Below are 12,939 nucleotides of genomic sequence, written 5' to 3'. Positions count from 1 at the left end.
GATCCACAGCCCCCTCCGAATCGAGCGTGAATCCTCAAAATATCCCATTCTGCCATCTTATGACACAGTAAAACTAGGTGGCTGGATATTGGCGGGCAACGCTTACGAAATGCGAACCGTCGTCGCCATGAGCCTGCGAACAGCGTTTTGGCTTAGTTTGAGCGCTGTTTCTGTAGTTCGGAGCCGTACCCTGGCGGTTCAATCAACGGACCAAGGGAATTCGCCGCCTGGCCATTCCATTTGTGATGCGGAAACAACTGCGCACCAAGCCAACGACAGGTGACTGTCGAATGAATAGTCCCATGGGAATATCCTTTGCTGGGGCGGTTCGATGGACGATCTGGCCTGTCGTAGCCGTTGGGATATCAGCGTGCGCTGCGCGGCCTGACGCGACCTCTTTGACTGTCGGCTACGAAATATCGGAGCCATATCGGAAGGTGACGGTCATTACGGCAACCGACCGTCAACGAGATCCCGCCGGCATTGGATACACTGCCAAGAGATCACCGCGATTGCAGTTCGAACGCTTCACACTTGCGATACCACCGGCGCACAAAGAACTTGGCAAGCTTAAACCAAAAATTCAGGCGAGTTCCACGCAAACATATCCCATCGCGGGACGAGAGGCGATTGTCGAAAAGGATATCAATATAACGGACGATACCCTTATCTAGGAGGCCAGCGGGGATGGGTGGATCATATTCTCAAGATTTGCGTGATCGGGTGATCGACGCGGTGGTTCGAGAAGGCATGAGCCGGCGCGCGGCGGAGGCGCGGTTTGGCGTCAGCGAGTCGGCGGCGATCAAATGGGTCGCGCGCTTTTTGCAAAGCGGCTCGCGCGCATCGGGCAAAATGGGCGGCCACAAGCGGGTGAAGCTGGCATCGCATCGCGCCTTTCTGGAGCGGCTTCGCGCTGAGAAACCCGACATAACGTTGCAAGCGCTGTGCGACCAGCCGCTCGACGAACATGGGCTCAAGGCCGACGCTTCGGTGATGAGCCGGTTCTTTCGCCGCATCGGCGTCACATTCAAAAAAAGACGCTCGTCGCGCGCGCCTGCTGTTCCTGCCCAAATACTCACCCGATCTCAATCCGATCGAGCAGGTCTTCGCCAAGCTCAAAACACTCCTACGAAAAGCCTGCGCGCGATCAATCGACGCCGTCAGCGACGCAATCGCAAAAATCCTGACGACCTTCACGCCAGATGAGTGCGCCAACTACCTCGTAAACGCAGGATATGTATATAGCTAAATGCAAAAACTTTAGGCGCTCAGCTGATGCTCCATGTCGGACGCTCATCTCAATGGAATTCTCGAACGCTACTGCGGTCTGCCACAGCCCGTTGAATGGACATGGCCCAACGATAACGAGTTGCGGCTAGTCGCCTAATCCCAGCTTTTTGCTGCTCTCCAGGTGTTTCGGCGCTTGGGCTTTTAAGACGCGCAGGGAGAAGCGGGGAGAAGCTTTCATGATCCGTTCATTCGCCGATGGCGCAGCCTTTCTCGGCTTCGTCACTTGTGCTGAGGAGATTGGCTTTCACAATTTCCTCGGTCTTGACCTTCGTGTCACGTTGCACTCAATTGGGGTCTGCGTCACTTTACGTGCTTTGGATTGCCGAAGCGGAACTCGGCGCCTCAATGGCGCATGACGAAGATGAAATTAGCCTTTGGGCCCGGAGTGGTTGTGCGCAGCGCTGTATTTCGGGAGAACCGGTGGTTCGTATCGGCGGATGGAGTCGGGGCGCGGTCGTGCCCCGGGTGCGGAGAAGCGTCAGCATCATGCCATAGTTGGCACCTCCGGCGCCTGCAAGACCTTCCAATCCAGGGCAGCCCCTGTCGTTCTCGAGTTGCGCCTGGGGCGGTGGCGATGCTTGAACGAGGGGTGCGCGAGAAAGACTTTCGTCGAAAGATTGACGACGGCGTTTCCCTTTGCGCGAAAAACGCAGCGCGTCAGCGACCTCGTGGGATTGTTCGGCCATGCCGCTGGCGGCAGGACAAGCGAGAAGTTGCTGGCGCGACTGGCGATGCCAGTCAGCGATAATGCGATTCTGCGGCAGCTCAAACGTCATTCATCCGAACGTCGCGACAGGGCGCCCCTGCGCGCCATCGCGATTGATGATTGGAGCTGGCGCAAAGGTTTTAATTACGGAACAATCGTTGTCGATCTTGAACGTCGGATCGTTGCAGACGTGCTGGAAACCCGCTCCGCCAAAGAGACCGCGGATTGGGTCAAGCAACTTCCTGAAATCGAAGTCGTCAGCCGCGACCGCTGCGGTCTTTACGCACAGGGCGTTCGGCTGGGAGCGCCGCAAGCGCGACAAGTCGCTGATCGATTCCATTTGCTGCAGAATTTGCGCGAAAGCATCGAGCGACACATGACCCGCGTCAGCCGCTTCGCCGGGCGTCCCCAACTCCCGCCGACCACCGGAGATTGTCACGCGGCGCGGCGTGGCGAGCGCGGCCGCGCGCGACAAGCTCTATTTGACCGGGTCAGTTTGCTGCGTGCCTCGGGCAAGACTTTTGTCGACATCGCTGCGCAGATCGGCGTCGACCACAGGACCGACGCGAAATGGGTCAAGACAGGTTTCCCGCTACACCGTCGCCGCTTGGCGTTGAAGCCGACTTCCCCGCTGTATTTCCAAGAGTTCCTTGCCCGCCGATGGGCCGAGGGCGATCGGGTAGGCCGACGTTTGTTTCACGACCTTCGACATCGAGGCTACACGGGAAGCTTCTCAAATCTGGAACGCCTTTTGTCGACATGGCACGCCACCGGCATCGAAAGGAGGCGGCCAGAACAGCAAATTAGAAAGTTCATTGAGAGCCGGGCCGTCGATCCAGCGACCGGCTGGCAAATCTCTCCGGTCATTGCCGCTTCTCTCTGCATGAAGCCGACGCGGCGACTCACGCCCGCCGAGAACGCTAAAGTCGTCGTTTTGAAACAGGCCTCCCCCAGCTTCGTGGTGATGCGCCAACTCGCGATGCGCTTTCGAAGCATTCTGCGCGGGGATGATCCGGACAAGCTCAATAAATGGCTTCATGACGCAAAGCATTCCGGTGTGCGTTCAATGCAGCAGTTTGCGCGAGCGTTGAGCCGAGATATCGAGGCCGTCAGGAACGCCATCGTCGAACATTGGAGCAGTGGCCAAGCCGAGGGGCAGATCAATCGCCTCAAGGCATTTAAGCGCGCCATGTACGGCCGCGCAGGCATTGAGCTGCTGCGAGCGCGAATGCTTCCATTCGAAACGGCCATGTGCACGTAAAGTGACGCAGACCCGATTTAACCAGCTTAACGAAATTCACGTTGGAAACGATAGTTCCAAGGCGCGCGAGTACGACTACGAATAGCTAAGCGAGAGCGCGTCGACGCGAAGCGGCGAAACCTTTGCACTGCTTGGCCCGAAGTCTCTCTAGCCGAACGCTGAACGCGCCGGAGAAGAGAAAGCGCCGCGGAAATGCGTTGCCGGGATAAAAAAGGAGACACGCTCATGAGGGTCACAAAAGCCATTCTTACTATCTTCGCGACCGCCGCCACGATCACTGCTGTCATTGCGGCTTTCGTCAAAATCTAAGTAACGAACGCCGTTGGCTCGCCAGCCTCGTTCGTCGTCGGACATGCGCAGCCAACTTCGGCAAAGCCGGCCGGATCAAACATCGCGAAGCCGTCGGCGCGGTCGGCGGTGAAATAGGCGCGAAAATCCTTGCGTTGCATTTGGTCCTGCCGACGCGCAAGTTGGAAAAGGCCAACCTACTCCGCGCCGGTTACCAAATCGCCCAAACGCTATCGGAAGCGAGGCGCGTCACGGACGCCGAGCCGACCACACTGTATTAATACGATAGGTCCAAGTATCTGACCGCCATTTTCTTCGCGAGTGGTCCTTGAGTGAAACGGCTTCCGCCACAATCCTGCGGCCTATCCACGATAGCTTCCCCCTGTTGCTGTCCTGGACCAGCGACGGCGGTCAAGTGGAGGCCATACCGAAGCCGCCGTCGCCCCATTTTTCTCCCTGCTACTGAACAGCGCCGGCGGCGCTTCGGCGAGCTTGAGCATTACATCGTTTATACATCACATTGTTCAGACCAATACATTCATATTCAATAGAGCCACAGCAGGTACCATTGGAATTACGTTCAGTGGTCCTTGTGACGCGCCGGCACTTTCACACAGTCTACGTCATCGACGACGGTGCCCCTGTAGCTGTCGCGATGAGGCGGCGGCGCGCGCGCAATTCCCGCCGCGCCGCCTCCCTATTCCGCCGGTCAACCGGCGGACAGGGCAATCTAAAGGGGAGGAAAGCAAAATGGCCTACAATGTTCACGGCGGCGCGGAAGTGGGAAAAATTCTGCTCTATATCGGCGGCTTCATCGCCTTTGTGATCGTCGCGCTGACCTGGGTTCCGGCGCTGATTTCGCCGGACAGCGCCAACATCACAGGCAATACCGGCAGCACGGCACGCATGATCCAGTGAGGGCCGGCCGACGCTTCGGGAGCCGTCTCTCCCGAAGCATCGGCTTTTCAACGTTGGGCTGTTGCTAACGGAAATCGTTTCCGGCATAAGGACGCCCTCAGCGGCGCTTGCCGCTACTGATGCGGGTGTAGCTCAGGGGTAGAGCACAACCTTGCCAATTTTTGCGTTCGAGGGTTCGAATCCCTTCGCCCGCTCCAGTTTCTTAAACCAAAAGCGGCTCTGCTTCACTCTCGGTGCAATTTAGAATCCTGCAGTGGTAGCATCCGCGCACGACGCAGTTAGATGCTCGCGCGTCCGCATAGAGCAGCGCCTTGCGCTCCAGATGATGGGGACGGACTTTGTCAGAGATTATGGCCGGCCTCCGTCGCTGATCCGGTCCGGCTTTCCTGAACATGCTCCAGGATCAACCGCGCCATCAGGTTGGTCAGTGCGGCCCGCGTCTCCACCGGCAATTCTTGCCACGTCGGCGCCGGCGCGCTCTGCCTTTCGTCTCCGAACAGGTCGATCTGCTGTGATTGTCTGGCTCGAGCGCCTGCACGTACTCTTCGGCTGTCCCTGGCGCCGATTGACAGCGTCGTTGGCGTCGATGCTGACATGGGCCTCTCTCCGATTCCGTTCGTGAGAGGTTCTGATGCGCCCGAAAGCGGAGCATTCGATGATGTCGCCCGAAGCTTAAACACCTCCCGAAACAGGTCGGCCAGCGCCGAGAGCGCCGTCATGTCGATAAATGGTGCGTCAGCCAGGGCCTGATCCGCCCAGGCGGCTCGCTCGAACACCCAGGCCGGAACCTTCAGCCAGCGATCCGCCTCAGATCCGCTCTTCGTGCAACGGAAAACGACGCCGTCAGACTTCTCGATCGCTTCATGAACGGCGACCTGAGCTCAAACCAAGGATGCCACGGATACAAAAGCTTCCGAAGCGCGGTCCCGCGGGCGTTCTCAAACCTTGTTCTATAACGAGGAACGCCCGCACGGGGCGATCGGGAACAAATTCCCGATCACGTTGCAACTGCGCGATGGTGGCCCAGCCCGTCATCGTGAATAAAGCCCGAAAGCTCTAACTTCGGGCGATCCAATGTTGGGGAGCAGAGCAAGTCAGGGGTCACTTTCGCCGGGGCGCCTTACGAGCTACCGTCTACACCCTCTCTTATCCGCAACGATGCACGCGCCATCCCTCTGTCGGAGCGGCTCAATGTTATCTGGAGTTTTGGGGGCAGCCGCACTTTTCATCGCAAGCCTTTTTGTCGGCAGCAACTTGTACAGGATCTACGCTGTAGCGCATCTTGCTGCTGATGAACTCGTCGTCGCACTTCCTCGCGCATAACGCCTGGTTGTCTTCTTCGCGAACGTCGCAGCTGACATTCGTCAGCAAGCCTTGAATGCGTATGCCGCGAATGCCTTCAAACGCAATAGACGGACCGATCAGTCCAGCGAACGAGGCAACTGCGATTATAATGGCACCAGTCTTCATTTTATCGTTCCCTCACAAGATTCTCGGGGGAGCTTAGTCCGCTTTTCTTGGAAGCGCTGTCCCAGCCAACTAAGCCATGCTTGTCGGGGCAGGCCAGAGAAAGCTAATTGGTAACGTCGCGGCGGACAGGTGAAACCGCCAACTTTGAATAATTGAAGGGTCCAATGCTGCGACCGTGAAGAATTTAGCTTGAACGATTCCTCGATCCCATCAGGATTTACATGGAAGCGAATCGCAGAAATCGTGCAGTCATATCAACCCATCAACTACAGCGCCTGAAGACTCCAGCAACGCCAAGGACGGCTTTGAGTAGCAGGTGCTGCCATGTTGAATCGTGGCTTTCTCCCTTGCGTGTGTCTTGACAGACTCGAGCGTGTTAATGCTAGCGATGTCTGGGCCAGTTGAAACCGCCAGCTTTGAAAAACGGAGGGGTCCAATGTTGCGACCCTGGGAATTCAGCCTGAGCGAAGACATCGAGCCACGACGCGACACGCCGATCTATCTGCAAGTCGTTCACGCTCTTATTCGGGACATTCGACGCGGACGGCTGCTTCCGGGATCGATCCTTCCGAGCACGCGCACGCTGGCCGATGCGCTTGGCGTCAATCGTAAGACGATCGTGCTCGCTTATGACGACCTTGTCGCGCAAGGTTGGCTCGCCACGAACGGAACGCGAGGCACCTTTGTTTCCGATCGGCTTCCGGAACCCGTCTCATTGATCCCAACTGACGGCCACGGCGCCAACCCGCCGCCGCGGCCAGACTACCTGTTCCGCGCCGCGCCTGAACCAATGATCATTTTTCAAGAGAAGCCAAACGTCACATTCGATGATGGCGTGCCGGATTATCGGCTACTGCGAACGAGCGCCCTGACCTATGCTTACCGGACGGCTCTACAGCGTGCGACGCGCGTCGGTGGCTTGAGCTATGGTGATCCGATGGGCTCCATGGATCTGCGTCAATTGATCGCGGAGATGCTTTCGACGCATCGTGGAGTCATCGGGACGCCGGAAAACATCTGTATCACGCGCGGAAGCCAAATGGCCATCTTCCTCGCGAGTAGAATCCTATTGGCGCCAGGCGACACCGTGTTGGTCGAGGGCTTGAGTTATGCGCCGGCCCGCGACGCATTTGTCGCTGCGGGCGCCGACGTCATTGGCGTGAGACTGGATAGCGAAGGGGTCGACGTCGAGGAGGTCGAGCGATATTGCCGGCAACGGCGAGTGCGAGCCGTTTACGTCACGCCGCATCATCAATTTCCGACGACTGTGTCACTCAAGGCCGACCGTCGATCGCGTCTGCTCGATCTGGCCGGCCGGTTCGGGTTCGCGGTTCTGGAAGACGATTACGATCACGAATTCCATTATGATAGCCAGCCCTTACTCCCCATGGCGAGTTACTCCCCACACCGGTCGATCTATATCGGGTCGACGTCCAAGCTTCTCGTTCCCGGACTTCGCGTCGGTTATGTCGCGGCGCCAAAGGAAGTCATCAAATCCATGGCCAACGAGGCGGCGATCGTCGACAGACAGGGCAACACGTTGACAGAGCTCGCCGTTGCCGAATTGATCAAGTCGGGAGAATTGCGTCGCCATGCTCGTAAGGCGCTCCAAATTTATCTGAAGAGGCGCGACGCGTTCGCGGCTTCGCTCCAAAATGCGCTTGGCGATTTGATCGAATTCAGCGCACCAAGTGGTGGCTTGGCGTTCTGGGTGAAGTTCCCTGATCCATCGACGCTCGACGCCATCGAGGAGAATGCGGCGTCTCAAGGCTTACGCTTTCTTCCTTCCAGATCGTTCGAAACTCCGCCCTATCAAGGCAGAGGCTTACGCCTCGGATTTGGCAGTCTCGAACAAAGCGAAGCCGAGGAAGCTATCTGGCGCCTGTATCGGGCGGCGGAAATGGGCGTCAAGCGTGTTTCGTCGATGAGACGTTGATCGTGATTGCGTCGTCGGCGCCTCGAGCGATCATGGATCGCGTCGTCAGCCGCCGTTCGTTTCCTTCTCCGAAGAGCGGACGTTTCAAACGCTCCGTAGATGGATGGCTTTTGCGCGGATGTGTTGTTAGACTGTGTCGTTGAATGTTCGCGACGCCGAGGCGGCCGGCTGCGTCTGGAGCCATGACGGACAGATAATGCAACGATCCAATTCAGAGTGGCTGACGGCGCTGCGGGAGGAAGGCAGAGGCCAACAGTCGGCGCTTGCGGACCTTCGAGCGAGACTGCTCGCGGCGATTCGGGCCTATTTGGCGAAAAGCTACGCGACGCGAGAATCATTGCGCTCAGATGAAGCGCAGCACCTTGCTGAAGATTGCACACAAGAGGCCATTCTCATTATCCAAGCAAAACTTGGAGACTTTCGTGGCGAAAGCCGGTTTATGACTTGGGCTTATTCGATCGCCATCAGGGTCGTGCTTGGGGAATTGCGTCGTCGCCGCTGGCGAGAAACTACCATCGAACGTGCGCAACTTGGTCAAGTTCTGCCGGTTTGGCCGATCGAAGAGCCTGGACCAGAACGCAGTCTTCAGCAGCGCGAAGCGTGGGCTCTACTAATGCGGCTCATCGACACCAGGCTCACGCCTTTGCAGCGAACAGTGGTCGTCGCCCATGCTTTTCAAGGAATGCCGCTGGACGAGGTCGCAGAATGGCTCGGCTCCAACCGAAACAGCCTCTATAAGCTCATCCACGACGCGCGTAAGCGGCTCAAGCAGGCTTTGCTCGAAGAAGGCGTCACGCACAAGGATCTTATTGCCGTGTTTGACGAGCCGGGATCCGGATCCCATCTTCTATCGGAGGGTAAGACATTCTCCGTTCAGCGCATCTCATAATTGGGTGTGCCGGAAACCGACATGAAACAAAAAGACTTTACCCGCCTCATCGACACCGTCTTCGCCGCGAAGAGCGGAGAGGAGATGCTGTGCACGCAATATTTTGATGAACTTCCACGTTACGTGGACATCGAGATTTCCGGCCAGGACGCCGGGGCCATGCTGCCTGAGGTCAAGCACCATATGCATCAGTGTCCCGAGTGCGAAGAGGTTTATCTGGCCCTTCGCAGACTCGTGGGCGGAGAAAAATCTTCACCTCCGAGGTAAGACCCCGACGTCCCATCGCATCTAAGTCGTATCGGATCGAACCGGCTGGCGCGCGATCGCAGTGATCGCGGTCTTGTCGTGCGCTTCTCGGTCCGAAAGGAGTATGATGCGATGATAAAATTCCGCGGGCGGTTCGGGTTTTCACTCTCGTTCGCGCTATTGCTCATATGGCCGGGCACTTTTACGGCGGCGAGCGCAGCCTCTGCTGGCGACCAGCATTTGATCACGCTCAAGGCAAGCGCAATGCCGTCAGGTCAGCTGGCCTATGAAATGGTCAGTCACAAGGTCAAGTCACCCGCAGGAAAAGAAAGCGACCTTACCGAGCGATATGCGAGTGGCGCCACCATCCCTGGACCCACGCTCGTCATGAAAGAGGGGGACGTCGCCGAAGTGACCCTTCAACATGGCATTGCTGATGCGCAGCTGCCAGTCAGCATTCATGTCCACGGCGTGCACTACAAGATCGACAGCGATGGCACGATGAAGCTCTTGAATGGCGTCGCCGACGAAGCCGCGTTCCCTGGCAAGCCTTACACATACAAATGGACAGCCGCGCCCGGAACGGCGGGCACTTGGGCCTATCACGATCATACCTTCGGCAATCCGATGCTCGGGGCCGAGGACAAGGGGCTGTTCGGAACGCTCATCATCAACCCAGCAAGCGGCAAGGTCCCCGCCCTCATCGATGGCAAAGTCGTTGACGTCGATCTCGCGGAGATCAAACGAGAGTTCATCCTCTGGATGCACGAAACAACCTTCTGGGGTCAGGAGCTCAATCACATTGTCGAAGGCGGAAAGGAAATTCCGTTGTGGACCAATCCGACCGTTGGCGCGCGCATGGGCGAAAAGGTGCGCTTCCACGTCATCGGCATTGGCACCGCGTTCCATACTTTCCACCTCCATGCGCATCGCTGGATCGAGCCCGGAACAACCGCAGGCGTCGACACCGTCAACATCGGCCCAATCAGCCGCACCTCCTTCGTCGTTAAAGCGGGCGAAGGCGTAGGTCCTGGCGATTGGCACTACCACTGTCACGTCATCCAACACATGCAGTCCGGAATGATGGGCGATTTCCGCGTCATCGAATAATCAATAACGAAAATGGGAGTTAAGGGCATGAACCGCGCAACGATCATGAACTGCGTATCCTTTCTGACGCTGGCCGTGGCGACGACCTCGCTGGCCGCGCCGCTGGCGGCGCAGGCGAAAGACGCCGTGAATTCTGACGACGTCATCATCAGCCGCCCCGGCGTCCTACCGTCGGCCGTGCTGGAGATGACCGACGAGCCCGGCAAATGGTTTAAGGACCCCAAGAGCGGCGGCTCGCTCGTTGTGGTGAAGCCTGGCGAGGCGGTGCTCATCAAGATGACGGACACCAATACGGATCACACCATCACCAGTCTCGCCTGGCAGCCGGGCGCCGACAAATTCCCGGTCGATCAGGAGAAGCCGTCGAACGCCAGCATCACCCATACCTTCGACAAACCGGGGCTCTATGTTTTCACCTGCAAGGTCCATCCCTACATGTTCGGCGCCGTCGTCGTCGACGATCCGAAGACGGAAGGGCTGGACATCGGCGGCGAATTGCAACTCGTGACCGGCGCCAAAGTTCCGACGACAAGCGACATCGCCAAGAAGCTGCTCCGCACCTTCTTCGTCGCCACGACGCCGGCGCTATGGCGCGACTATCGGCAGCCGAAGTGGGAGGTGAAGCTTCCCGATCTCGGACTCAATCTCGGGGGCGCACAGATCAATCTGAGCGCGCTCAGCCTCTCGGCGCCGAACACACTGCTGACGCCCAAGACGCCCGGCGTCGGCGAGGTCTGGGTCAACACGCAGTTTGAAGGCGTGAGCGGCAAGACGAAGTTCGGAACGGCGACGCAAATCGACGCAACGAATTGGACGCTCAAGAAAAAAGTCAAGGGCGTCGAGCAGAATATGAACAACCCCCACAATATGTGGCCCGATCCGACATATAAATACATTTATCAGACGGAATGGTTCGACAAACGGCTGACCACCTTTGACCGCGAGAGCGGCAAAGTTCTTAACACGCAGGTCGTTGGACAAAATCCGTCTCATGTGATGACGAGCCCGATAACCGGCATGCTCTATGTGGCCATCAATGGCGAGGACCGCGTGGCGAAACTGTCGCCCGGCGAATTCCCTTCGGCGATGGGCAATATCAATGTCGGCCCGCATTCCGGCCCGCATGGGCATCACCTTACCGATGACGGCAAATATATGATGACGCCGAACGCGCTGGCGGGAAGCGTCACCGTCGTCGATCTCGCGACTGAGAAAGCGACGGAAATTCCAACCGGCGGCGTTATCCCCATCGCGATCTGGAGTGACATGAACCATAAGGCTTATGCGGCGAATCTGCTCGGCACGCCGCCTGCCATGCTCTCCTCGTTGACGGTCATCGACATCGACAACAAGAAGAAGGTCAAGGACATTGACCTCGCCGCCGATTACGATCCGATTAGTGGCGCGCACAAGGGTGAGGCTTATGGCCTGCTTCCGATCCAGACCCCGGTGAGCCCGGACGGCAAATATGTCGTCACGGCGAACACGCTGAGCGCCACGGTCACGATCGTCGACGTGAAGACCGACAAGGTGGTGAAGAGCCTGCCCTGCGAAGCAGGCTGTCACGGTGTCAACTTCGGGCACAAGAAGGGTGGCGGCTATTACGCCTATGTGGCGAGCAAGTTCGCCAATGATTTGATCGTCATCGACATGGATAAGCTCGAAGTCGTAGGCCGCATTCTGCTCGCGGATTCGAAGGACGGTCAGATCACCGCGCATAACGGCATGGGCGGACAGGGCGTGCTGCCATTGCCGATTGTTGAGCGCGGCATGCTGGCGCCCACGCTCAAACTCGCGGGAACGGGCAAGTTGAGCGCCGAGGTCGAGGGGTGGCTCAAGCTTCTGACCAAGGAGCAACGCGGCAACTGAACCATAACTATTCAGCGTGGACGGAGAGCCCTGAAAGGGTCTCTCCGTCGGATAAAGGAACAGTGTCAGCGGCAAAAGACGCCGCCCTTCGTCGCAGGCTAGGAGGAGTGCCGAATGGTCGAGCTTCCAATCAAGAAGACAGTTCACGCCGCTCCACCGCGTACGGAACGATTCTATGACCTTACGGGTGGATCAGGCTGTCGAAGGGGCTTGGCGGACCACTTTGGAGACATGGGAATTGCGAAACCGACCCAGGCCGACGCCGAAGCAGCCGTCCGGGTTCTCATCGAATGGGCGGGCGACGATCCAAGCCGCGAAGGCCTGATTGATACGCCTGGACGCGTGGCGCGATCATACCGCGAGCTGTTCGCCGGCTATGCCGTCGATCCCCGCGAGTATCTGAAGCGTACTTTCGAGGAAGTGGGTGGTTACGACGAACTGGTGGTATTGAAGGACATCCGTGTGGTCAGTTTTTGCGAACATCACATGCTGCCGGTGATCGGTCGCGCGCATGTCGGTTACCTGCCAGCAAACCGGGTCGTGGGCATCTCAAAGCTGGCGCGAGTGGTGCACGGATTCGCCCGTCGGTTACAAATTCAGGAGAAGCTCACCGCCGATATCGCCGAAGCCATTCAGAATATTCTCGAGCCTCAGGGTGTCGGCGTGGTGATCGAGGCCGAGCACAGCTGCATGACGTTGCGCGGCGTGAACACGCTCGGATCGACGCTGACCACCAGTCGCCTACTCGGCGTGATCCGCGACGACCCCCGCACGCGCGAGGAGTTCCTTGGCCTGGTGCGTGGGACGTAGAACTTGGACCAGCGGCGCGACGAAATCAGCGTTCGGAGCGGAACTCGAAGATGGCGAGGTTCTTTGCGTTCTCCCGCATGTAATTTGCCCCAGAGCCGAGGGACCGGCTCTAAAAGTGACGACCATTGTAACGCTCGCGCCGAATT

The 12,939-nt window shown here is 58.1% G+C and carries 10 protein-coding genes, 1 tRNA gene and 3 pseudogenes; 11 read left to right on the top strand and 3 right to left on the bottom strand.

Translation table 11 applies throughout. The features are described 5' to 3' along the window. From HUN39_RS19045 to HUN39_RS17170, 3 pseudogenes are all read left to right on the top strand, one after another. Positions 1 to 283: pseudogene (locus tag HUN39_RS19045) on the top strand (hypothetical protein); the annotation flags it as partial. Positions 284 to 687: 404 nt separating this feature from the next. Next, positions 688 to 1,249: pseudogene (locus tag HUN39_RS17175) on the top strand (transposase). Positions 1,250 to 1,642: 393 nt separating this feature from the next. Then, positions 1,643 to 3,257: pseudogene (locus HUN39_RS17170) on the top strand (ISL3 family transposase). A 305-nt stretch (positions 3,258 to 3,562) separates the two neighbouring features. Here the strand turns inward: HUN39_RS17170 and HUN39_RS17165 are convergent. Beyond that, a complete protein-coding gene (locus HUN39_RS17165) occupies positions 3,563 to 3,706 on the bottom strand; it encodes a hypothetical protein (protein ID WP_175095663.1) in 144 nt (47 codons plus the stop codon). A 589-nt stretch (positions 3,707 to 4,295) separates the two neighbouring features. Between HUN39_RS17165 and HUN39_RS17160 the strand changes: the two genes are divergently transcribed. Together HUN39_RS17160 and HUN39_RS17155 are read left to right on the top strand one after the other, a co-directional pair. Continuing rightward, positions 4,296 to 4,463, top strand: a complete 168-nt coding sequence (locus tag HUN39_RS17160; protein WP_175095662.1) for a hypothetical protein — start codon at positions 4,296 to 4,298, stop codon at positions 4,461 to 4,463. A gap of 121 nt (positions 4,464 to 4,584) precedes the next feature. Then, positions 4,585 to 4,660, top strand: a tRNA-OTHER gene (locus HUN39_RS17155). A 144-nt stretch (positions 4,661 to 4,804) separates the two neighbouring features. Here HUN39_RS17155 and HUN39_RS17150 read toward each other — a convergent pair. Continuing rightward, complete coding sequence (locus HUN39_RS17150) at positions 4,805 to 5,239, bottom strand: hypothetical protein (RefSeq protein ID WP_175095639.1); 435 nt, start codon at positions 5,237 to 5,239, stop codon at positions 4,805 to 4,807. 418 nt (positions 5,240 to 5,657) lie between these two features. Then, positions 5,658 to 5,933 (bottom strand): hypothetical protein, encoded by a 276-nt coding sequence (locus HUN39_RS17145; RefSeq protein ID WP_175095661.1) that lies wholly within the window; start codon positions 5,931 to 5,933, stop codon positions 5,658 to 5,660. 436 nt (positions 5,934 to 6,369) lie between these two features. Here HUN39_RS17145 and pdxR point away from each other — a divergent pair, with 436 nt between their 5' ends. The 6 genes from pdxR (at position 6,370) to folE (ending at position 12,793) form a co-directional block, all read left to right on the top strand. Further along, complete coding sequence (pdxR, locus tag HUN39_RS17140; RefSeq protein WP_175095660.1) at positions 6,370 to 7,869, top strand: MocR-like pyridoxine biosynthesis transcription factor PdxR; 1,500 nt, start codon at positions 6,370 to 6,372, stop codon at positions 7,867 to 7,869. A gap of 196 nt (positions 7,870 to 8,065) precedes the next feature. Then, positions 8,066 to 8,758, top strand: a complete 693-nt coding sequence (locus HUN39_RS17135) for an RNA polymerase sigma factor (RefSeq protein ID WP_175095659.1) — start codon at positions 8,066 to 8,068, stop codon at positions 8,756 to 8,758. Positions 8,759 to 8,779: 21 nt separating this feature from the next. Beyond that, the gene (locus HUN39_RS17130; RefSeq protein WP_175095658.1) at positions 8,780 to 9,025 is read left to right on the top strand and encodes an anti-sigma factor family protein; all 246 of its coding nucleotides are present in this window, start codon (positions 8,780 to 8,782) and stop codon (positions 9,023 to 9,025) included. A gap of 78 nt (positions 9,026 to 9,103) precedes the next feature. After that, positions 9,104 to 10,114 (top strand): multicopper oxidase domain-containing protein, encoded by a 1,011-nt coding sequence (locus tag HUN39_RS17125; RefSeq protein ID WP_210267036.1) that lies wholly within the window; start codon positions 9,104 to 9,106, stop codon positions 10,112 to 10,114. 27 nt (positions 10,115 to 10,141) lie between these two features. After that, positions 10,142 to 11,983, top strand: a complete 1,842-nt coding sequence (locus HUN39_RS17120; protein WP_232366178.1) for a hypothetical protein — start codon at positions 10,142 to 10,144, stop codon at positions 11,981 to 11,983. A 237-nt stretch (positions 11,984 to 12,220) separates the two neighbouring features. Continuing rightward, on the top strand, positions 12,221 to 12,793 hold the full coding sequence (gene folE, locus HUN39_RS17115) for a GTP cyclohydrolase I FolE (RefSeq protein WP_332310783.1): 573 nt from the start codon (positions 12,221 to 12,223) through the stop codon (positions 12,791 to 12,793). Positions 12,794 to 12,939: the final 146 nt, after the last annotated feature.

The sequence above is a fragment of the Methylocystis silviterrae genome (assembly GCF_013350005.1).
Lineage (GTDB): Bacteria > Pseudomonadota > Alphaproteobacteria > Rhizobiales > Beijerinckiaceae > Methylocystis > Methylocystis silviterrae.
This window is presented reverse-complemented; position numbering and strand designations above follow the sequence as displayed.

Coding starts and splice junctions, on each gene's coding strand:
- HUN39_RS17130 (WP_175095658.1), top strand. CDS start 8,780: ATGAAACAAAAAGACTTTACCCGCCTCATCGACACCGTCTTCGCCGCG.
- HUN39_RS17120 (WP_232366178.1), top strand. CDS start 10,142: ATGAACCGCGCAACGATCATGAACTGCGTATCCTTTCTGACGCTGGCC.
- HUN39_RS17145 (WP_175095661.1), bottom strand. CDS start 5,933: ATGAAGACTGGTGCCATTATAATCGCAGTTGCCTCGTTCGCTGGACTG.
- pdxR (WP_175095660.1), top strand. CDS start 6,370: ATGTTGCGACCCTGGGAATTCAGCCTGAGCGAAGACATCGAGCCACGA.
- HUN39_RS17160 (WP_175095662.1), top strand. CDS start 4,296: ATGGCCTACAATGTTCACGGCGGCGCGGAAGTGGGAAAAATTCTGCTC.
- HUN39_RS17135 (WP_175095659.1), top strand. CDS start 8,066: ATGCAACGATCCAATTCAGAGTGGCTGACGGCGCTGCGGGAGGAAGGC.
- HUN39_RS17165 (WP_175095663.1), bottom strand. CDS start 3,706: ATGCAACGCAAGGATTTTCGCGCCTATTTCACCGCCGACCGCGCCGAC.